Genomic DNA, 19,017 nt, shown 5'->3' with positions numbered 1-19,017 from the left:
GTTTATGTTAACGCAACAACAGATAGATGATATTTATGAGGATTTAAGGGGGCCTTTAAGTTATCTTTGGGGTTATATAGAAAATGCGTATGCGACTCCTCCTACGCAAGTAGATCCAGCCTCATTTGAAGAAAGAAAAAAAGATTTCCTATTTATAATAGGTAAATTACTGGATGAGGGACGGCTCAAACTTGCCGAAAAGGGAAAATTTATGACAGGTACGACCGAGGAACAGGTAGAGATGTTTAGAAAATCATTTCCTGCTTCAGATGAAGAGATGGAACTAGGAGCTTGGTTCTTTGCAGACGAGTGTCCTGCCGGAGCAGTCTGGGTATTAAAAGGGGAAGGAGAAAATGGTGAGGATTATTATGATTGGACATGAGGTATGTTGATGCGTTGCATGATGCCTCATTCATTTCATTCCCTGTTGCAGTGATTTATTTAAATGCACAGATGCCGTGCCCGTAATGGGGCGGCATTCGCGTTGGTATTTCCGTAAATCTATTTATTACAAAAAAACATCCTCTTTTATTCAAGCGCAGTTGCATTAAATAAACTCCGCCGCAGACCAAGCCGCCCACGACCCCAGCAACGGATTCAATGACCAACAGCGGCAAACATTACGTGACCAAGCCATCACCCTCACCAACGAAGCCCAGGCCATCAAAGACGCCTGGGGACCGGGCGGCACCTACCGCCAAATCACCACCGCCTTAGCCGCCGGTGCCAGCGGCAACGTCAGCGCTGCCAGCAGCGACCTTGCCAAACACATGATCGTCAACTACGTCCAACAACAAGGCGCCACCGCCATTGGCCACTGGGTGGCCACCGGCCAACTGACCGAAGGCAGCCCCCTACACGCCGCCCTCCATGCCCTGCTGGCCTGCGCCGGTGCTGCGGCCAGCCAACAACGCTGCAGCAGTGGCGCCCAAGGCGCCGCCGCCTCCAGCGTCCTCACGGGATTATTTAGCGACCCCCGCCCCGAAGACACCGCCCAAGACCGCGAAGCCAAACGCAACCTCATTACCTCCATCGTCACCGGCATCGCCAGCACCACCCACACGGATGCGGCCACCGCCACCCATGCCGCCATCGCTGCCGTGGATAACAACTGGTTGGCGGCCAAACAATACGTTCAAATGGTAAGCGAGGAGCTTGAGGCCGCTACGGAGAAAGACAAAGGCCGCTTGGAAGAGGAGAAAGTAAGAGCGAAGTGGCGTGAGATCAGTGCCCGCCAAGATAAACTCACTGCTGATGGACTCTTAAAAGGCTTAAAGGAGTCAGGCATCAGCAATATCAACGGGCTGGAGCACTTGATCCTGCATCCGGTGGATGTCTTTCATGAGTTGGAGAAAATCCTTACCCACCCCAAATTACTGGTGCAATTAGGTGAGAGCGCCTTTCAAGAACTGCTTAACAAGGTTTCTCGCATGTCGGAAGCTCTCATTGTTGGAGGCGATCAACATGCTAAGCAGTTTGGTGAAGATCTCGGCTCAGTGATCGCGGATGTAGGCTTTGCATTGGCTGCGGCCGGCACCGTCAAAGCGGGAGAGATCCTCGCCGAAGCAGGCATCAATCTCAGTAAAGATGTCTTGGAGGGGATGGCTACTTCCAAAGCCAATAAGCTGTCCAACGTTGATGACATTGTCAGCGCAGAACAAGAAGCACTGACGCGGATAGGTAATCACCCCAACGGCCCGGATTTAACCCAAAAACCGCCTGGTCAATTTATCGCGCTGCAGCAGGAAAAGCGTATTGAGGATGTGAAAAGCGTGGTTGGCAGGCGTAGTCCGAAGAATGAATTAGTTGTTGATCGTATAAAGATTGAATACATACCGTATGACCCCTTAGTCAAAGGGGGCAGTAATAAAGCGGGTAATGTGAGGGTATTTAAATCAGAAGCTTTAACTGATAAACAAATCATGAATTATGCACAGCAATTAGCGGGAGATGTGCCTTTAAAGGAGACGAGTAAAAAAGGAGTTTATTTGGCTGAACTGAGTGATGGAACCAAAGTGACATTGAGGTCTGTTTCTTCTTCAGATCAAGTAACTAAAGCCAGGTGGACGATTGATATAGCAAATAATCCTTCTTTGAGGGAGATTACAAAAGAAAAAGTTGAACTTAAATTCAGATGATAGGTGATTAAATGTTAACGCAACAGCAGATAGATCATATTTATGATTCTTTAGGGTGTCCTTTGCATTTTCTTTGGAGCTATATAGGTACTGCGCATGGACTTTCTCATGATCAGGCTGATCCGGACTCATTTGAAGAAAGAAAAAAAGATTTCTTTTTTATAGTAGGTAAACTACTTGATGATGGCTTGCTCAAGCTTGGTAACAGAAAGACCGAGCTTATTATGGAGGGAAACATTGAAGAATTAGTGGAAATGTTCAGGAAATCTTTGCCTGCTTCGGATGAAGAGATTGATCAGGAAGTGGGAGGACTTTGGTTCTTTACAGATTGTCCATTTGTAGCTGCATGGGTATATAAGGGAGCGGGAGAAAATGGTGAGGATGAGTACGATTGGTGTTTTTAATGATGTGTGACTAACCCACTCTCTGCTGCGATAGTTTATTTAGATACACTGCTGCCGTGCCCCCAAGGGGGCGGCAGCAGTGTTCACGTGTGTATTTCCGTAAGTCTCTTTATTACCGAAAATCATCGTCTTTTATTCAAACGCAGTTGCATTAAATAAACTGTACTTGTTAGTTAACTCATCTCACTGCAGCAGCAAAAGCGTATTGATGAAATAGTCGCTTTGGTTGATAAAAAGAACACAAGAAATGAGTTGGTTATTTTTGGTATAAAAGTTAAAGCCACACCGCGTGGTTCCGTAGGGGGAAGTAATAAAAGTGGTACAACCAAGGTATTTGACTCGCATGCCTTAACCGATGCGCAGATCAAGGACTATGCACAGCAATTAACTGGAGGTGTGCCTTTAAAGCAGACGAGTAGGCCGGGGGTTTATATGGCCGAACTGAGTGATGGAACCAAGGTCACATTGAGGTCGGAGTCTTCTTCAAAAGCATCGACTCAAGCAAGGTGGACGATTGATATAGAAAAGAATCCTTCTTTGAGAGGAGTTAAAAAAGAAAAAGTTGAACTTAAATTTAGGTGATCACATGTTAACGCAACAGCAGATAGATAATATTTGTGAGGATTTAGGGGGGCCTTTAAGTTATCTTTGGGGTTATATAGAAAATGCGTATGCGACTCCTCCTCAGAAACCGGATCCGGCCTCATTTGAAGAAAGAAAGAAAGATTTCCTATTTTTAATAGGTAAATTACTGGATGAAGGACGGCTCAAGCTTGCCAAGAATGGCGAATTTATCCCGGGCAGCACCGAGGAACTGGTGGAGATGTTCAGAAAATCATTTCCTGCTTCAGATGAAGAGATGGAACTAGGAGCTTGGTTCTTTGCAGACGAGTGTCCTGCCGGAGCAGTCTGGGTATTTAAAGGAGAAAGAGAAAATGGTGAGGATTATTATGAGTGGACATGAGGTGTGTTGATGCGTTGCATGATGCGTCATTCATTTCATTCCTTGTTGCGATGATTTATTTAAATCCACAGATGCTGTGCCCCTCATGGGGCGGTATCTGTGTTGGTATTTCTGTAAATCTATTTATTACAAAAAAACATCCTCTTTTATTCAAGCGTAGTTGCATTAAATAAACTGTACTTGTTAGTTAACTCATCTCACTGCAGCGGCAAAAGCGTATTGATGAAATAGTAGCTTTGCTTGATAAAAAGAACCCAAGAAATGAGTTGGTTATTTTTGGTATAAAAGTTAAAGCCACACCGCGTGGTTCCGTAGGGGGAAGTAATAAAAGTGGTACAACCAAGGTATTTGACTCGCATGCCTTAACCGATGCGCAGATCAAGGACTATGCACAGCAATTAACTGGAGGTGTGCCTTTAAAGCAGACGAGGAGGCCGGGGGTTTATATGGCTGAACTGAGTGATGGAACCAAGGTCACATTGAGGTCGGAGTCTTCTTCAAAAGCATCGACTCAAGCAAGGTGGACGATTGATATCGAAAATAATCCCACTGTGAAGGACATTACAAATCAAAGAGTTGAACTCAAATTTAGATGAGGTGATTGCATGTTAACGCAACAGCAGATAGATGTTATTTATGAAGATTTAATCCATCCTTTCCATTTTCTTTGGGGTTATATAGGAGATGCGCATGGAGTTTCTACACTGCAAAGAGATCCTGGCTCATTTGAAGAAAGAAAAAATGATTTCTTATTTTTAATAGGGAAATTAATGGATGAGGGACGGCTTAAGCTCGCCAAAAAGGGTAAATTTATAACAGGCACGACCGAGGAACAGGTGGAGATGTTCAGAAGCTGTTTTCCTGCTTCGGATGAAGAGTTAGATACAGGAACTTGGTTTTTTTATGATGAGTGTCCTGCCGGAGCGGTATGGGTATTTAAAGGAGAAGGAGAAAATGGTGAAGATTATTACGAATGGACATGAGGTGTGTTGATGCGTTGCATGATGCCTCATTCATTTTATTCCCTGTTGCAGTGATTTATTTAAATGTACAGATGCCGTGCCCGTAATGGGGGGTATCTGTGTTGGTATTTCCGTAAATCTATTTATTACAAAAAAAACATCCTCTTTTATTCAAACGCAGTTGCATTAAATAAACTCCGCCGCAGACCAAGCCGCACGCGACCCCACCAACGGATTCAATGACCAACAGCGGCAAACATTACGTGACCAAGCCATCACCCTCACCAACGAAGCCCAGGCCATCAAAGACGCCTGGGGACCGGGCGGCACCTACCGCCAAATCACCACCGCCTTAGCCGCCGGTGCCAGCGGCAACGTCAGCGCTGCCAGCAGCGACCTTGCCAAACAGATGATCGTCAACTACGTCCAACAACAAGGCGCCACCGCCATTGGCCACTGGGTGGCCACCGGCCAACTGACCGAAGGCAGCCCCCTACACGCCGCCCTCCATGCCCTGCTGGCCTGCGCCGGTGCTGGGGCCAGCCAACAACGCTGCAGCAGTGGCGCCCAAGGCGCCGCCGCCTCCAGCGTCCTCACCGGATTATTTAGCGACCCCCGCCCCGAAGACACCGCCCAAGACCGCGAAGCCAAACGCAACCTCATTACCTCCATCGTCACCGGCATCGCCAGCACCACCCACACGGATGCGGCCACCGCCACCCATGCCGCCATCGCTGCCGTGGATAACAACTGGTTGGCGGCCAAACAATACGTTCAAATGGTAAGCGAGGAGCTTGAGGCCGCTACGGAGAAAGACAAAGGCCGCTTGGAAGAGGAGAAAGTAAGAGCGAAGTGGCGTGAGATCAGTGCCCGCCAAGATAAACTCACTGCTGATGGACTCTTAAAAGGCTTAAAGGAGTCAGGCATCAGCAATATCAACGGGCTGGAGCACTTGATCCTGCATCCGGTGGATGTCTTTCATGAGTTGGAGAAAATCCTTACCCACCCAAAATTACTGGTGCAATTAGGTGAGCGCGCCTTTCAAGAACTGCTTAACAAGGTTTCTCGCATGTCGGAAGCTCTCATTGTTGGAGGCGATCAACATGCCAAGCAGTTTGGCGAAGATCTCGGCTCAGTGATCGCGGATGTAGGCTTTGCATTGGCTGCGGCCGGCACCGTCAAAGCGGGAGAGATCCTCGCCGAAGCAGGCATCAATCTCAGTAAAGATGTCTTGGAGGGGATGGCTACTTCCAAAGCCAATAAGCTGTCCAACGTTGATGACATTGTCAGCGCAGAACAAGAAGCACTGACGCGGATAGGTAATCACCCCAACGGCCCGGATGTAACCCAAAAACCGCCTGGTCAATACATCGCGTTGCAGCAGGGGGCATTTAATAAAGCAATAGCCTTAGTTGATAAAAGTAACTCAAGTAGCGAATTTGTTTTTTCGGGTTTAAAAGCCAAAGTCACACCGCGCGGCTCTGTCGGAGGGAGTAATAAAGCGGGTAATGTGAAGGTGCTTGAATCAGAAGCATTCAGTGATCAGAAAATCAGAGAGTTTGCACAGCAATTGGCTGGAGATGTGCCTTTAAAGGAGACGAGGACACCGGGGGTTTATGCGGCTAAATTGAGTGATGGAAGCTGGGTACGTTTGAGGTCTGTTTCTTCTTCAAATAATGAGACTAAAGCGAGGTGGACGATTGATATCGAAAAGAATCCCACTTTGATGGAGCTTACAAAAACCGAAAAATTTGAAATTAAATTTAGGTGATAGGTGATTTTATGTTAACGCAAGAGCAGATAGATGATTTTTGTGAGGTGTTAGGGGGTGCTTTGGATGGCCTTTGGAGTTATATAGGGAGGATGCATGGAATTCCTCCTAATCAAGACGAGGATCCGGCCTCATTTGAAGAAAGAAAGAAAGATTTCCTATTTATAATAGGGAAATTACTGGATGAGGGACGGCTCAAACTTGCAAAAAAGGGCGAATTTATTACTGGCAGCACCGAGGAATTGGTGGAGATGTTTAGAAAATCATTTCCTACTTCAGATGAAGAGATGGAGTTTGGAGTTTGGTTCTTTGCAGACGACTGTCCCGCTGGAGCGGTATGGATATCAAAAGGAGAAGGAGAAAATGGTGAGGATTATTACGAGTGGACATGAGGTGTGTTGATGCGTTGCATGATGCGTTATTCATTTCATTCCTTGTTGCGATGATTTATTTAAATCTACAGATGCCGTGCCCGTAATGGGGCGGCATTCGCGTTGGTATTTCTGTAAATCTTTTTATTACCACAAATCATCATATTTTATTCAAACGTAGTTGCATTAAATAAACGCCGTTTGATTAGCGATATTCAAATAAAAGTGGAACCTGCCGCTTAAAGTCGGCTTTGACATCGTCGCCGCCCTACAACAACGCATCCAAAACAACACCACCTGGGAACTGGGTGGCACCGGCCACACCATCGTGACCGCCCTGACCCTGGCCGCCGGCCAACAAGTGACCGGCCCGGCCACCCAAATGCTGCAAAACGCCGCAGTCAACTACATCCAAAGCCTGGGCGCCCGCGAAATCAAAGACCTTGCCGACACCCTGGGCAGCGACACCGCCCGCAGCGCCCTGCAAGGCCTCCTGGGTTGTGCCGGTGCCGCCGCCCAAGGCCAGGCTTGTGGTGCTGGCGCGGTAGGTGGTGCCGCCGCCGTTGTCATCAACAGCCTTCTAGACCGCGCCAACGGTGCTGAAGCGGCCAGCCTCAGCGCTGAAGAAAAACAACACCGTACCGACCTAGTCACCAGCCTGGTGGCCGGCATCACCACCGCCGCCGGAGGCGATGCCGCCGTCAGCAGCGCCGCCGCCCGCCTGGAAACCGAAAACAACGCCGCCTTTATCCCAGTGATTCTTGGCGCCGTCTGGCTAGCCGATAAAGGCATCACCGCCTATCAAGCTTGGCAAGACATCAAAGCGATTCGTTCCGGAGAAAAAACCCTAGAACAAGTCGCCCTAGAAAGAGGGCAGGACTACGTCACCTCCATAGTGATTGGCAACCTCGCTAAATACGGCCTTAAAGCGGCAATGATCGGCGGCCGCTGGATTTCTGGCACCGCAAAAGAGATTGCCAATGCAGAAAAAGAAGCGCTTAAGCAAATAAGAAATAACCCCAAAGGCCCAGATGTAACCCAAAAGCCGCCTGGTCAAATCATGGCGCTGCAGCGGCAAAAGCGCCTGGATGAAGTATCCGCTTTGCTTGATAAAAAGAACCCAAAAAATGAGTTGGTGATCGCAGGGATAGAGGTCAAAGCCACACCGCGTGGTTCCGTAGGGGGAAGTAATAAAAGTGGTACAACCAAGGTATTTGACTCGCGTGCGTTAACCGATGCGCAGATCAAGGACTATGCACAGCAATTAACTGGAGGTGTGCCTTTAGAGAAGGTAAAGGACGGCGTTTATGCGGCTAAATTGAGTGATGCAACTATAGTGAATTTGAGATCGGTTTCTAAATCGAATGACGTGACTCAAGCAAGATGGACGATTGATATCAGGAATAATCCTTCTTTTATGGAAGCTGGAAATAAAAAAGTTGAGCTTAAATTTAGGTGATTAAATGTTAACGCAAGAGCAGATAGATGGTATTTATGAGGATTTAGAGCATCCATTTCATTTTCTTTGGTTTGATATAGGGGATGCTCATGGAGTTTCTTCTGGAGAAACTGATCCGGCCTCATTTGAAGAAAGAAAGAAAGATTTCCTATTTTTAGTGGAGAAATTGCTCGATGAGGGCAAGCTCAAGCTTGGTAATAGAAAGACTGAACTTATCATTGACGGAACCACGGCTGAATTGGTGGAAATGTTCAGAAAATCTTTTCCTGCTTCGGATGAAGAGATGCTGGAAGGGCTTTGGTTAGTGACGGAAGACTGTCCATTTGTAGCTGTATGGTTGTTTGAAGGAGAAAATGGTGAAGATTATTACGGGTGGTGTTATTGATGATGCGTGACTAACTTCATTCCCTGTTGCAGTGATTTATTTAAATCCACAGATGCCGTTCCCCTCATGGGGCGGTATCTGTGTTGGTATTACTGCAAATCTATTTAAATCTATTACCACCAATCATCGTCTTTTATTCAAACGCAGTTGCATTAAATAAACTCCGCCGCAGACCAAGCCGCACGCGACCCCACCAACGGATTCAATGACCAACAGCGCCAAACATTACGTGACCAAGCCATCACCCTCACCAACGAAGCCCAGGCCATCAAAGACGCCTGGGGACCGGGCGGCACCTACCGCCAAATCACCACCGCCTTAGCCGCCGGTGCCACTGGACGCCGGTGTGTACCTCCAGGGTCTGTCCGCTGCGTTGTAGATTCCGTAGGGCGGTGTACACCTGGGCAATGCGGCCTGTGGTGCTGGAGTCATCACGGGGGGGGGATGGGCTGGTAATCCGGCAGCCAATCGGCCAGAGGGCGCACGGCGTGCTGGCCGTCGCTCTGGGGTGCAGTGGCTTGGCTGATCACCGAGGGCAGCTCACGTTGGGCCACACGCAGGGCCTGAGCGGTGAAGGGCAGCAGGTCCGTGGGGAATGGGACGCGATCGGTCAGGACACGCAATGGCTCGGCCCTGTGCTCCTCTGTGGCAGGGGATGGGCTGCGCTGGGGTTGGTAGTCCACCACAATGCCAGCAATGGTGACGGTCTGCGGCATCAGAACGGCGTGATCGCCAATCATCGCGCCAGACTCTATCGGGTTTTCAGTGATGCGCAGCTCGGCTTGGTGCGTTTCTTCAAGCACTGCATCCAGGGTGATGGTGCCGATGTGGCGGTGGGTCAGGGTGATCATGAGCAGATAGATAGATGGATCACGGTACAGCATTACTATTTTCGTTTGACTTTACTGCAAAGTAATCGTTCGATTACAGTGCAGTGCATGACCTACACGCTAAAACGACTTGAAGGGTTCTCTGACTGGCTAAAGGGCCTAAAGGATGGGCTGGCAAGGCAGCGCCTCATCAAGCGCTTACGCAAGGTGCAGCTCGGCAACTTTGGAGACGTGCAGCCGGTGGGTGAAGGCGTGTTTGAAATGCGCGAACACTTCGGACCTGGCTGGCGTATGTACTACGTGCAGCGAGGCAGCTTTCTCATCGTGATGCTCGGCGGCGGCGACAAGTCAACGCAGCAATCAGACATTCGTCGGGCCATTGAGCTAGCAAAATCTTTAGAGGATTGACCCGTGACCATAACAAAGAAAATCAATGTCTCCGAACTGCCAGAGTTCGATGCCGCCGAATACCTGAACAGCGAAGAGGAGGTAGCCGCGTATCTCACGGCTGTTCTTGAAGAAAACGATCCAGCACTGTTAGCGGCTGCGCTTGGTGACATTGCCCGTTCACGTGGTATGTCTCAGATTGCGAAGGATTCTGGCATCACGCGGGAAGCTCTATACAAGGCCCTTCGGCCTGGTAGTGAACCACGCTTCGATACGATAAGCCGCGTCTGTACCGCCCTAGGTATACGTCTAGTAGCGCAACCAATGCATTGACACCGACTCTTTGCGCTCCTGATCCTGCCTTTGGACAGACTGGCTAGAGAGGTAATAGGCTAAGACGATCCCCTCAAAACGCCACAGCACTACCGGTATTGCGCAGCGCCATCTGGTGGTGTCTGTTGATGTCGGCGGCGGCTTGGCGACCGGCCAGGATCGGGTCGGCGGTATGGATATCGATCTTTACTTCCTGTTGGGAATGCACGTTGGGCTGAGAACGGGCGGGCGTGGCGGCCTGAGCAGCGGCGTGGCGCGCTGTCGTCTGGGCGGCCTGCACCTGTGCATTGACGCGCTGTGCCACCTCTTGGGTGTCACGACCGGCCCGGCTCAGTGCTGGAGCAATCGCTCGGAAAAAGCCTTTGATCCGCTCGGCCCCCTGGGCGATACGCCCGACGGTACGGTCCCACAGCGTCATGAGGGTGTCGAAGGCGCTGGTCAGGGCGGCGCTGATACGGCTGCCCATGGCGCTGAACACGGTGCGCAAGCGGTTCACCGCGCTATCGGCGCTGGCGATGCTGTGGCTAAAGGCCAGCGCACAGGCGTCCTTGACGCTGGCCCAGGTGGTCTTGGCGGCGGCGGCAGCCTCTTGCAGCGTGTGTTGGATGGACCCAACCGCGGCATGGGTGGTGCGGGTGCACCAGTCCCAAGCGGTGCCCACCGCCTGCTTGATCTTGTCAAAGTGGGTATAGATCGCATAGGCCAACAGGGCCACGCTTGCAATCACTACTCCAATGGGGTTGGACAAAAACGCGGCCCGCAACGCCAGCGCGGCAACCTGGAGCGCTTTCACCAACGGCCCCGCCAGCCACAGCACCAGGGTGCGGCCTGCACCCAAAAGGCGGCCAATATTACTCACCACGTGACCGATGGCCAGTCCCGCTAAGAGGACGCCAAGGGCGTTGAGTGCGGGCGTAAGGTGTTCAATCACGGCCTTGGCGCGCTTGGCGTAGGCAATCAGTGGACCCCAGAAGGCACCGAGCAAGGACTCTCCGCCGTCCAGGTAGGTTATGAAGTCATCGACCAGGGCCACGAGGGCCACGAGGGCCACAATCCCCGCAATCAGCCAGGTGAGTGGGTTCAGTGCAAAGGCCCGGGCCAGCACCGCGCCCACGGCCAGCAGCGCCGCTTTCCAACCAATGGTTTGGTTCACCGCGCTGTTCACGGCACGGATGACGTTCCATACGGCGGTGCCCGCTGCAATGAGGATCTTGACGACTTTGCCGATGCCATCACGCAGTTGCTCTTTATTGGCAATCAACCAGTGTTTGGAGTGCTCAATCAGCCGGGTGAAGGCCGGTGCCACCCCAATGGCAATGTTGGTCCGTAAGGCCCCCAGCACCACGCGCAGGCGTTCCATCGCATCGCCATACTCCAGCGCGGTATCGGCACCATCAGCGGTGATGACGCCTAGATCGTGTGCCTCTTGGAAGACGCTGTTTAACTGCTCACGACTCAGGCGCAGGGTTTGCAGCATTAGGAAGTACAGCCGTTAACAAGCTCAATGTGCCCAAGTGGCAGCGTTTAGTTGAAGGCATCGCGCAAGGACGCACTGCACAAGGAGACTGTGAAGCGATTTAGCCGACACCATCCAAGGCAAACCATATGCTGTGTTTTGGCCGCCGCTATGACATTCGCTTATGACTTGCGCATACGAGGCATTGAGGTATGCACCATCATCAATGTCCATCATGCATCCTGTTTAGCCGGAGAAAAGATTGTTATGGCCATCAGGGAAGGTGTTATCACAGAATGAAGAACGCTTCTCGCTGCACGGCCTTAAGCACTGAGGGGGTTCCTATAGTGAGGATAAGCGTTCCAGAGAGCACCGCACTGGGGCGATACGCGAGCGCTACGATGATGAAACACCTATCGTGGACGCTGCAAAGAAACCAGAAGTTTTCCCGATAGTTTTACCGGCGCTATCTATAAATAAACAGCGCTTGCATTTCTGTAAGCTATTGATTTTTTTGGTGGGCCGTCAAGGATTCGAACCTTGGACCTATTGATTAAGAGTCAACTGCTCTACCAACTGAGCTAACGGCCCGAAAAAACGATCAAGTTACTAGAATCTGGAATAATAATATAGTTTCTTGCTTATGCAACAGCACCGGAATGCATCACGCAAAATAGTATATTTCGGTTTAATGCGTTTATTGGGGTGGCTGAGGGGACTCGAACCCCCGACAACTGGAATCACAATCCAGTACTCTAACCAACTGAGCTACAGCCACCATTGAAACTGCCGCCTACCTGACCCGTTTACGCTGATATGGCGCACCCGACAGGACTCGAACCTGCAACCCCCGGCTTAGAAGGCCGGTGCTCTTATTCCGATTGAGCTACGGGCGCCTGGGAATGCTCCCCTGCCACCCCACTTAATGTATAAACAACCATACATTGAGTGAAGCATCATGGTCGGGGTAGAGGGATTCGAACCCCCGACATCCTGCTCCCAAAGCAGGCGCGCTACCAGACTGCGCTATACCCCGATAAATTACCCTTGAGTTGACGAAAAGATGGCTTAAGAGCGCGCCCATTATCATGAAGTGGCTCGTTCGCTGTCAATTAATATGCCCACTGTGTTCAGTGTATCCGCTATGCTTACCCATACGTCGTCACCATAGCGGTGGGGGCATATTAGAGACTTTATTAAGGAGAACAAATTATGCGTAGCGGAAATCCTGCTCTTAAGGAGTCCACGTTCCTTGATCTGGGTACCGGCTCGGTTGTCGTCCGTGACGGAAACGCAATGACTTTAAACGGTACAGTCAACAAGACTGGGGCCCTGCTGCTGTTAGCGCTGGTTACCTCCGTCTTCGCTTGGAATCAGTCGCTTGGGGTCGATGGCGTACCTCTGTTAGCGGCACGTGGCTATATGATTGGTGGAGCGATTGGCGGTTTAATACTGGCGCTGATTACTGCTTTCAAAAAAGAGTGGTCACCAATCACCGCACCAATGTACGCACTCTTAGAGGGCTTTTTCCTCGGTGCAGTCTCGGCAGTGTATGAGGCAAAATTTGGTGGAATTGTGTTCCAGGCCGTGCTACTGACCTTCGGTACATTAATGGCAATGTTGCTTGCCTATCGTAGTGGTTTGATTAAGGCTACAGAGAATTTCAAGCTCGGTGTCATGGCCGCCACGGGTGGCATCGCTTTACTCTATTTGATCTCCTTCGGATTAAGCTTCTTTGGAATACACATACCAATGATTCATGAAGGAGGTACTTTCGGTATCGTCTTCAGCCTGTTCGTCGTTGTGATTGCCGCATTGAACCTGGTGTTGGATTTTGACCTCATTGAGCATGGCGTTGAGCAAGGAGCGCCAAAGTACATGGAATGGTATGGCGCATTTGGCCTGATGGTCACGTTGGTGTGGTTGTACCTGGAGTGCTTGCGTTTGCTGTCTAAAATTCAGTCGCGCGACTGAGTTGCTACGGTGGTGGTGGGGGCGCACTGCGTGCTTAGCCCCCAGCCCATCCAACAGGGCTAACCACTCTTGCAAAGCCAAGAACATAGATTGCAGACTGCCTCAGAAGCGATCTGAATCAATCACCATTGTTTGCTCAATAGCTGAGACATCGGCGTCACTGAAGATCAAACATCACTCGCAACACTTCTAGCGCAGCACAGCAACACTCATATAATGACTTATGGTGTTGGCTTCCCCTGATATTGCGTCATGACAGCCACGCAGCAAAGAACGCCCCTCATACGGCTATTATTTCCTTCGCATCATCTGTGCCCCACATGGCCGTGTAACACCTCGTTGCAAACGGTTGATCATCACGCAACAGAGCAGAGCAATGCCAACCTCCCTTGTGAAGCAGCCCCCTCCGGGGTGATGAAGACGCACACCCATCCCATCCAATCAGCCCTAACCTTGTCATAGATGTACTCATCATCTGCGATGGCATGGTGTTCACCGCATCACTACAACTTTCCCGCACCCCGTCCAGAAAGCGTTTCTGGGCGGGGTGGCGAGGTTCATCTCCAGCCTGCTTACTTCCAGTGCGCGGCAATCAGCGGATTCAATGCCTTCTGATAATCGGTAGACAACGACGTTTGACCAAGTGCTGGCGGTGCAAACCCGGCCATCGCTGAGACCAGCGCATTCACTTGGCTATCGCGCAGCACCTTGCCATCGGATGTCTTGAACTGCTCGACATGGTATGCCGCATTGGAGTACCAGTCGCTGATCGTTATCTGATCCCCCGTACCAATGATGCTGACTTCCAGATCGTTACCGACATGTTGGAACCAAAGCTGATTGATGCTTACCCCCTGACCGATGGAAAGCACATCTGCATTGCCAGTAGTGGTGTCGTAGTCTTCGATCCGATCCACCCCAGCACCGATGGCGAACCGATACGTATCGTTACCGGTGCCGCCGTAGAGCACGTCATTACCGCTACCACCGTCCAGCGTGTCTGCACCTTTGCCGCCGCTGAGCATGTCGTTCCCTGCACCGCCGTAGAGCATATCGTCCAGTGCGCCCCCATAGATTTCGTCATTGCCATCCAGGCCATAAATACGGTTGCTGCCGTCTTTGTAGCCGATGATGGTGTTGTTGCTGGCGTCGCCGTTGCTGATGACACGGGCTTTGATGGCTGCTTCATCCCAGGTCACCCCGTCGCTGAACATGAATTGCTCAATCTTGGCATCCGAGAAGCCGGGGTGGAAATAGCTGCTGATGGTCAGTTGGTCGCCAGTGCCGTACTTGATCACCAGGTCATTGTCCTTACGCTCCAACGCAGTCAATGCGGTGGATGCCACATCGGCAAACCTCACCACATCGGTATTGCCAGGCGTACTGTCGCTGTCTTCGATCCGGTCCACCCCGGCACCGATGGCCAACCGATACGTATCGTTACCGGTGCCGCCGGAGAGCACGTCATTGCCGGTACCGCCGTCCAGGATGTCGTCCCCAAGTCCACCGCTGAGCTCGTCGTTCCCACCTTTCCCAATCAGTATATCGTTGCCTTCACCATTACCACCTCCCCTGATCAAGTCATTCCCTGATGTCCCCACCAGCAAATCCGAGCCCAAGGTACCAGGAAGATAATGTTCATTGGCGGCGTAAAGGATTACCGTCCAACTGCTGGATTCACGGTTGAATCCTTCCATATCCGGCGCTGCACTGAGTTGGTCGGCGAGAAAACCGATCGCGTTCCACCCCAGCCGTTCGGCGGTCTTGTATCCGAGAGCACTCACAAACTCAATGGCATCCAATATCCCATCCCGTGGATGACGCTGAATCCCCTGTTTGAGCGCCCGTTCTACACCGCTCCAGTCCATGACCCAGGCGCCATTGACAAAATCCTCCTCCGCCAGGTTGTAGATGGGTTCCATCCTGGTTTTCAGCAGCAGCGATTCATAAATATCCGTTTTGAACCGCTCATACGCCAATGCAATATTGGTCACCTGAGCATCTGACAAACTCACGGTCATCGTGCCAGACGTGGCATCCAAGGGCGTAAAACGTGCCTCCCCTTGCTTACCCCCGTAAGTGAACCCCATGAAGCGCTCCACAATGCCCAGCTTGCGCAAGAAATTCTGATAAGCCGCTGTGCCCGGGTTTAATCCAGACAACACATAAGTCACTGTGACGCCCTTGGAGGCGAGTGCCTCCGCTTGCGCCCGCAGAGACTGCATGTCCGAAGTGTTGGCCCATTTCTCCATCAAACCATCCAGCCGATCCAGCTGCGCTTGCCGCGTGGATTGCTGACTATAACTCTGTACCCAATCGCCCAAATCCTTGGACAGACTGATCGCCTCGTCCAGATTGCGCACCCGCCCGGAGCCGCGTAAAAAAGGCAGCGCCTTAGCCTGATCCGTCAACGCAACCTGTTGCGTGAAATCCCGATAGAACGTGTCAGCCAGCAAATCCAGATTCGCGGCAGTGCCAGTGGTGCCCTCGGTGGCCCCCGTCGTACTGTTGGAACGGGTAAACGTCCCCGCCGCTGTCTGCACATTGCCGTTCCCCAGATCAACACGCCCTGCCGTTGCCGTCACCCCAATCGAAACAATGTGATTCGCATCCAGCGTACTGAGTTCATTCGCCTGACTGATGCCGTCTTGATTCAGATCCCGCCAAATCCGCAGATTGGCGAAAACACGATCAGCCGCGTCGATCTTGCCATCCTGATGACTATCGACATCGCGCAACGCATCAAAGCCATCTGTGGCCAATTGGCCGTTGCGTTTCACGGTATCGGTGCCGAACAGCTCACGCCCGGAATCGATCGTCCCGTTACCGTTACGGTCCAGCACCAACCAACCATCGTCCGGCTTCAGCCAACCGGTGCCGGTCTTGACCCCATCGGCATCGTGGTCGAACAGAATGACCCGGCCATCACTACCTGTCGTTTCGATCCCGTCACCGTCCAAATCCAACGCCAGCGGATCGCGCGGCGGGAGCGGAGTGATCCGTTTGCTAACACTGGCACCACCTGCCCCTGGGCCACCCGCAGCCCCTGTCCCGTGGCTGTTGCTGCCGGTGCTGTCCCGGTCACTGTCGGCGCTGGCTCCGCCGAGGCGACTGCCTGAGGCATCAGGAAACTCAAACGTCCTTGGATCGTAGGTTGCATGCCCTTTTCCTATGGGATTAGGTTGATCTTTAATCACTTCAAAATGCAGGTGAGGGCCGCTAGTATTACCTGTGACTCCCACATAACCCACACAATCCCCTTGGCTGACCCGGTCCCCTTTCTTAAGCGTAGATGGTTCATTCAGGTGCGCGTATAAGGTGTACACCTTTTCGCCATTGATGGTGTGCTCTATGACGATCGTGTTTCCATATCCATCAAGCACATAACTACCATTTTTTTTCTTAGCATATGTGCCATAGACGATACCGTCAGCGGCGGCTGGGATGGACGTGCCTATCACAGCGGGAAAATCTTGACCGCGATGGTTGGTCGACCCCCCTGGAGTGGGTGATTTTCTAGGACCATAACCAGAGCCTGGGCGAAAATCGGAACCGGGGTTATAAATAGGCATGATTAATGTCCTCCTATATAGTCAGCGATACACACAAAACTTGATTTGTTTTTCCCTTCCTTTGCGAGGTAGGCCACCGCGGATCTGAATTTAAAATCCGTGGTAGCCGCGGTAGCAATGGGTAACTCATGACCGGTTCTTTTCTTAATTGCCGCCGCAAGACGCTGTGCACTGACCGGTACCGTGATTATATAAACTGAGTCTGTACTGGATGGGATTGCAATTTCCGTGGCATCCAGGCCCATAAATTTTTCATGCACTTTATATCGTGCCACATATTCTTCAATCTTATACGGAGAATAGCCCTTGCGCTCTAAAACGCCATTGCTGGTGCGCTTGGATTGTGAGTCAAAATAAAAATGATATGGAATACAGTCATCCAAGGCTGGAAAAATATTATCCAGCCAGTGCAGCTTGACATCGCCACGAGTCAATGATTGATTCTCAATTGATGATAAATACCAGCAGCTATCATTCACAAATTTGTATGCCATGAGATAATCTTTTCCAGGCTGATATAATACTTTTTCTGAATTTAAATCATCCATTATTTCTATTGATTTACTTTCCCTTTCTGCCTTTAAAGGAAACACAGGGAAGTGAACTTGATCGCCTCTTAAATGCTTGACTACTTTCTTCACTTCTGGTGCAGCCGACAAATCCAGCTCCTTGATTCTCAGCGGATACTTGGTGAAAGCCCGCTGGATGTTTACATCATTGGAGAATTTTTTAAAAAACGTTGTGAAATCTTCTCCAGGGCACGACACCGTGGGTTTTTCTGCGGCCTGCATATGCTCTGCTGCCGAGGTAGGGGCCACTGCAGCCACGGTGTGAGCCATAAATAACATCGCGGTAGCGGTGATGAAGCATCGCCAGGGGATTTTCATTATTAAACTCCATTGAGAACGGGGTTGCATACAACGCCAACAGTGCAAACAACGTGCCGCAAGATGCATTATTTATCGGGCATCAAATGCACATACAAAACTGGAGGTGTTGTTGCCTTCCTCTACAAGGTAGGGCACTCCGGATTGGGATTTAAATTCGGGGATCGCAATGGCCAGACGATGGCCGGTGTTTTTTTCCACCGCCGCGGTAAGACGTTCTACGCTGACCGGCAGCGTCACTTTATACATGCCGTATGGGCTGGTGGGTATTGTGATTTCCGTGGCATCCAGGCCCATAAACTTGTCATGTACTTTGTACTTTGCAACAGAGTTTTCAACCTGATAAGGAGTATATCCCTTGCGTTCCAACACCCCATTGCTAGTGCGCTTGGTGTGTGGGTCAAAATAAAAATAATACGGAGTGCAATTATCCATTGTGGGGAATATCGCATCCATCCAATACAGCTGTGGATGGCGCGCAGTGGATGCCTGATGATCAATGGATGACAAATACCAGCAGCCATTCTGCACGAATTCGTACACCGTGACATCATCCGTATTCGGTTTAATAAGCATGACTTTGGGGTTTTCATTGACATAGCGTTGCCGCACTTCAAGCATTTTCAATGATTGTTTCTCCCGTACGGCACGCAACGGAAGTACGGGTGATTTGATGTGATTGCTTCCCAAATAGGTGATGATTTTTCTCACCTCCGGTGCCGCGGACAGATCCATTTCCTTCTTTATCAATTGGTATTCGGTGTGTTCTCGTTGGATGCTGGCGTCATTGGAGAACCTTTCAAGAAACGATGAAAAATGCTCCTCGGTACAGTCCGCTCCATATGTGGCTGAGGAATACCGTTCATCCTCTTCTGATTCAGACTCCGCCGCAGCCACGGTGTGAGCGACAAACAACATTGCAGTTATGAATAATCGCCAGGGCATCTTCATTGTTAAACTCCATTTAAAATACGGTGGGATGCAACGTATAAACCTTGCGACGCAGCAACAACGTCAGTATTGCAAATCACCGTGCCCGCAAGGACACCCGTTTTGCTGTTGGTAAGAAGTAAACTCAGTGTCATGTGAAGAGAAATCCCTTTTCTCAAGCTATTTTCTTTCCG

The 19,017-nt window shown here is 50.7% G+C and carries 22 protein-coding genes and 4 tRNA genes; 14 read left to right on the top strand and 12 right to left on the bottom strand.

Annotated elements, in window-relative coordinates:
* Positions 1-4 precede the first annotated feature (4 nt).
* A complete protein-coding gene (locus F7G16_RS11635; protein ID WP_004090932.1) occupies positions 5-382 on the top strand; it encodes a DUF596 domain-containing protein in 378 nt (125 codons plus the stop codon).
* Positions 383-547: 165 nt separating this feature from the next.
* On the opposite strand, the gene F7G16_RS11630 is transcribed toward F7G16_RS11635, so the two are convergent.
* Positions 548-691 carry a hypothetical protein gene (locus F7G16_RS11630; protein WP_155115089.1) on the bottom strand — a complete coding sequence of 48 codons (144 nt, stop codon included), beginning with the start codon at positions 689-691 and terminating at the stop codon, positions 548-550.
* A 79-nt stretch (positions 692-770) separates the two neighbouring features.
* On the opposite strand from F7G16_RS11630, the gene F7G16_RS11625 reads away from it, so the two are divergent.
* From F7G16_RS11625 to F7G16_RS11600, 6 genes are all read left to right on the top strand, one after another.
* Positions 771-2,138 carry a DUF769 domain-containing protein gene (locus F7G16_RS11625; RefSeq protein ID WP_167405120.1) on the top strand — a complete coding sequence of 456 codons (1,368 nt, stop codon included), beginning with the start codon at positions 771-773 and terminating at the stop codon, positions 2,136-2,138.
* An 11-nt stretch (positions 2,139-2,149) separates the two neighbouring features.
* Positions 2,150-2,542, top strand: coding sequence for a DUF596 domain-containing protein (locus F7G16_RS11620; protein ID WP_011098384.1), 393 nt, complete (start codon positions 2,150-2,152; stop codon positions 2,540-2,542).
* A 222-nt stretch (positions 2,543-2,764) separates the two neighbouring features.
* On the top strand, positions 2,765-3,124 hold the full coding sequence (locus F7G16_RS11615) for a DUF769 domain-containing protein (protein WP_011098383.1): 360 nt from the start codon (positions 2,765-2,767) through the stop codon (positions 3,122-3,124).
* Positions 3,125-3,128: 4 nt separating this feature from the next.
* Positions 3,129-3,506, top strand: a complete 378-nt coding sequence (locus F7G16_RS11610) for a DUF596 domain-containing protein (RefSeq protein WP_012382790.1) — start codon at positions 3,129-3,131, stop codon at positions 3,504-3,506.
* 236 nt (positions 3,507-3,742) lie between these two features.
* A complete protein-coding gene (locus tag F7G16_RS11605) occupies positions 3,743-4,102 on the top strand; it encodes a DUF769 domain-containing protein (RefSeq protein WP_011098381.1) in 360 nt (119 codons plus the stop codon).
* 9 nt (positions 4,103-4,111) lie between these two features.
* Positions 4,112-4,489 (top strand): DUF596 domain-containing protein, encoded by a 378-nt coding sequence (locus tag F7G16_RS11600; protein WP_011098380.1) that lies wholly within the window; start codon positions 4,112-4,114, stop codon positions 4,487-4,489.
* Between the two features lie 165 nt (positions 4,490-4,654).
* Here F7G16_RS11600 and F7G16_RS12445 read toward each other — a convergent pair whose 3' ends face one another.
* Positions 4,655-4,798, bottom strand: a complete 144-nt coding sequence (locus tag F7G16_RS12445; protein WP_155115088.1) for a hypothetical protein — start codon at positions 4,796-4,798, stop codon at positions 4,655-4,657.
* A 79-nt stretch (positions 4,799-4,877) separates the two neighbouring features.
* Here F7G16_RS12445 and F7G16_RS11590 point away from each other — a divergent pair, with 79 nt between their 5' ends.
* The 4 genes from F7G16_RS11590 (at position 4,878) to F7G16_RS11575 (ending at position 8,454) form a co-directional block, all read left to right on the top strand.
* Positions 4,878-6,239: a DUF637 domain-containing protein gene (locus F7G16_RS11590; protein ID WP_012382789.1), complete on the top strand. Its 1,362-nt coding sequence runs from the start codon at positions 4,878-4,880 to the stop codon at positions 6,237-6,239.
* 11 nt (positions 6,240-6,250) lie between these two features.
* Entirely contained in the window at positions 6,251-6,631 is a 381-nt protein-coding gene (locus F7G16_RS11585; RefSeq protein ID WP_004087391.1) for a DUF596 domain-containing protein, read from the top strand.
* Positions 6,632-6,938: 307 nt separating this feature from the next.
* Positions 6,939-8,069: a DUF769 domain-containing protein gene (locus F7G16_RS11580; protein ID WP_012382788.1), complete on the top strand. Its 1,131-nt coding sequence runs from the start codon at positions 6,939-6,941 to the stop codon at positions 8,067-8,069.
* Positions 8,070-8,073: 4 nt separating this feature from the next.
* Positions 8,074-8,454: a DUF596 domain-containing protein gene (locus F7G16_RS11575; protein WP_004089371.1), complete on the top strand. Its 381-nt coding sequence runs from the start codon at positions 8,074-8,076 to the stop codon at positions 8,452-8,454.
* Positions 8,455-8,606: 152 nt separating this feature from the next.
* On the opposite strand, the gene F7G16_RS11570 is transcribed toward F7G16_RS11575, so the two are convergent.
* Both F7G16_RS11570 and F7G16_RS11565 read right to left on the bottom strand, forming a co-directional pair.
* Positions 8,607-8,750: a hypothetical protein gene (locus tag F7G16_RS11570; protein WP_155115087.1), complete on the bottom strand. Its 144-nt coding sequence runs from the start codon at positions 8,748-8,750 to the stop codon at positions 8,607-8,609.
* Positions 8,751-8,885: 135 nt separating this feature from the next.
* Positions 8,886-9,305, bottom strand: a complete 420-nt coding sequence (locus tag F7G16_RS11565) for a phage baseplate protein (protein WP_241547333.1) — start codon at positions 9,303-9,305, stop codon at positions 8,886-8,888.
* 87 nt (positions 9,306-9,392) lie between these two features.
* On the opposite strand from F7G16_RS11565, the gene F7G16_RS11560 reads away from it, so the two are divergent.
* Positions 9,393-9,692: a type II toxin-antitoxin system RelE/ParE family toxin gene (locus F7G16_RS11560; protein WP_011098375.1), complete on the top strand. Its 300-nt coding sequence runs from the start codon at positions 9,393-9,395 to the stop codon at positions 9,690-9,692.
* 3 nt (positions 9,693-9,695) lie between these two features.
* A complete protein-coding gene (locus tag F7G16_RS11555) occupies positions 9,696-10,004 on the top strand; it encodes an addiction module antidote protein (protein ID WP_004085003.1) in 309 nt (102 codons plus the stop codon).
* A gap of 73 nt (positions 10,005-10,077) precedes the next feature.
* Here the strand turns inward: F7G16_RS11555 and F7G16_RS11550 are convergent, their stop codons facing one another.
* From F7G16_RS11550 to F7G16_RS11530, 5 genes are all read right to left on the bottom strand, one after another.
* Positions 10,078-11,481 (bottom strand): hypothetical protein, encoded by a 1,404-nt coding sequence (locus F7G16_RS11550; protein ID WP_011098374.1) that lies wholly within the window; start codon positions 11,479-11,481, stop codon positions 10,078-10,080.
* Between the two features lie 494 nt (positions 11,482-11,975).
* A tRNA-Lys gene (locus tag F7G16_RS11545) sits at positions 11,976-12,051 on the bottom strand.
* Positions 12,052-12,161: 110 nt separating this feature from the next.
* Positions 12,162-12,238 (bottom strand) — tRNA-His (locus F7G16_RS11540).
* 39 nt (positions 12,239-12,277) lie between these two features.
* A tRNA-Arg gene (locus F7G16_RS11535) sits at positions 12,278-12,356 on the bottom strand.
* 63 nt (positions 12,357-12,419) lie between these two features.
* A tRNA-Pro gene (locus F7G16_RS11530) sits at positions 12,420-12,496 on the bottom strand.
* Positions 12,497-12,672: 176 nt separating this feature from the next.
* On the opposite strand from F7G16_RS11530, the gene F7G16_RS11525 reads away from it, so the two are divergent.
* Complete coding sequence (locus F7G16_RS11525; RefSeq protein ID WP_004090267.1) at positions 12,673-13,434, top strand: Bax inhibitor-1/YccA family protein; 762 nt, start codon at positions 12,673-12,675, stop codon at positions 13,432-13,434.
* A gap of 572 nt (positions 13,435-14,006) precedes the next feature.
* On the opposite strand, the gene F7G16_RS11520 is transcribed toward F7G16_RS11525, so the two are convergent.
* The 3 genes from F7G16_RS11520 to F7G16_RS11510 all read right to left on the bottom strand — a co-directional run bounded on the left by F7G16_RS11520 (position 14,007) and on the right by F7G16_RS11510 (position 18,844).
* On the bottom strand, positions 14,007-17,006 hold the full coding sequence (locus F7G16_RS11520; protein ID WP_004090265.1) for a calcium-binding protein: 3,000 nt from the start codon (positions 17,004-17,006) through the stop codon (positions 14,007-14,009).
* A 2-nt stretch (positions 17,007-17,008) separates the two neighbouring features.
* Positions 17,009-17,893: a hypothetical protein gene (locus F7G16_RS11515; protein WP_004090263.1), complete on the bottom strand. Its 885-nt coding sequence runs from the start codon at positions 17,891-17,893 to the stop codon at positions 17,009-17,011.
* 72 nt (positions 17,894-17,965) lie between these two features.
* Complete coding sequence (locus F7G16_RS11510; protein ID WP_004090262.1) at positions 17,966-18,844, bottom strand: hypothetical protein; 879 nt, start codon at positions 18,842-18,844, stop codon at positions 17,966-17,968.
* Positions 18,845-19,017: the final 173 nt, after the last annotated feature.

This window comes from Xylella fastidiosa, from assembly GCF_011801475.1.
GTDB lineage: Bacteria > Pseudomonadota > Gammaproteobacteria > Xanthomonadales > Xanthomonadaceae > Xylella > Xylella fastidiosa.
The sequence above is the reverse complement of the archived record's forward strand: the minus strand, read 5'-3'. Positions and strand labels throughout refer to the sequence as shown.

What these genes read in the sequence shown, in the direction of transcription:
- F7G16_RS11585 (WP_004087391.1), top strand. Translation starts at nt 6,251, where the DNA reads ATGTTAACGCAAGAGCAGATAGATGATTTTTGTGAGGTGTTAGGGGGT.
- F7G16_RS11515 (WP_004090263.1), bottom strand. Translation starts at nt 17,893, where the DNA reads ATGAAAATCCCCTGGCGATGCTTCATCACCGCTACCGCGATGTTATTT.
- F7G16_RS11610 (WP_012382790.1), top strand. Translation starts at nt 3,129, where the DNA reads ATGTTAACGCAACAGCAGATAGATAATATTTGTGAGGATTTAGGGGGG.
- F7G16_RS11575 (WP_004089371.1), top strand. Translation starts at nt 8,074, where the DNA reads ATGTTAACGCAAGAGCAGATAGATGGTATTTATGAGGATTTAGAGCAT.
- F7G16_RS11620 (WP_011098384.1), top strand. Translation starts at nt 2,150, where the DNA reads ATGTTAACGCAACAGCAGATAGATCATATTTATGATTCTTTAGGGTGT.
- F7G16_RS11590 (WP_012382789.1), top strand. Translation starts at nt 4,878, where the DNA reads ATGATCGTCAACTACGTCCAACAACAAGGCGCCACCGCCATTGGCCAC.
- F7G16_RS11625 (WP_167405120.1), top strand. Translation starts at nt 771, where the DNA reads ATGATCGTCAACTACGTCCAACAACAAGGCGCCACCGCCATTGGCCAC.
- F7G16_RS11635 (WP_004090932.1), top strand. Translation starts at nt 5, where the DNA reads ATGTTAACGCAACAACAGATAGATGATATTTATGAGGATTTAAGGGGG.
- F7G16_RS11520 (WP_004090265.1), bottom strand. Translation starts at nt 17,006, where the DNA reads ATGCCTATTTATAACCCCGGTTCCGATTTTCGCCCAGGCTCTGGTTAT.
- F7G16_RS11600 (WP_011098380.1), top strand. Translation starts at nt 4,112, where the DNA reads ATGTTAACGCAACAGCAGATAGATGTTATTTATGAAGATTTAATCCAT.
- F7G16_RS11560 (WP_011098375.1), top strand. Translation starts at nt 9,393, where the DNA reads ATGACCTACACGCTAAAACGACTTGAAGGGTTCTCTGACTGGCTAAAG.
- F7G16_RS11525 (WP_004090267.1), top strand. Translation starts at nt 12,673, where the DNA reads ATGCGTAGCGGAAATCCTGCTCTTAAGGAGTCCACGTTCCTTGATCTG.
- F7G16_RS11510 (WP_004090262.1), bottom strand. Translation starts at nt 18,844, where the DNA reads ATGAAGATGCCCTGGCGATTATTCATAACTGCAATGTTGTTTGTCGCT.
- F7G16_RS11565 (WP_241547333.1), bottom strand. Translation starts at nt 9,305, where the DNA reads ATGATCACCCTGACCCACCGCCACATCGGCACCATCACCCTGGATGCA.
- F7G16_RS11550 (WP_011098374.1), bottom strand. Translation starts at nt 11,481, where the DNA reads ATGCTGCAAACCCTGCGCCTGAGTCGTGAGCAGTTAAACAGCGTCTTC.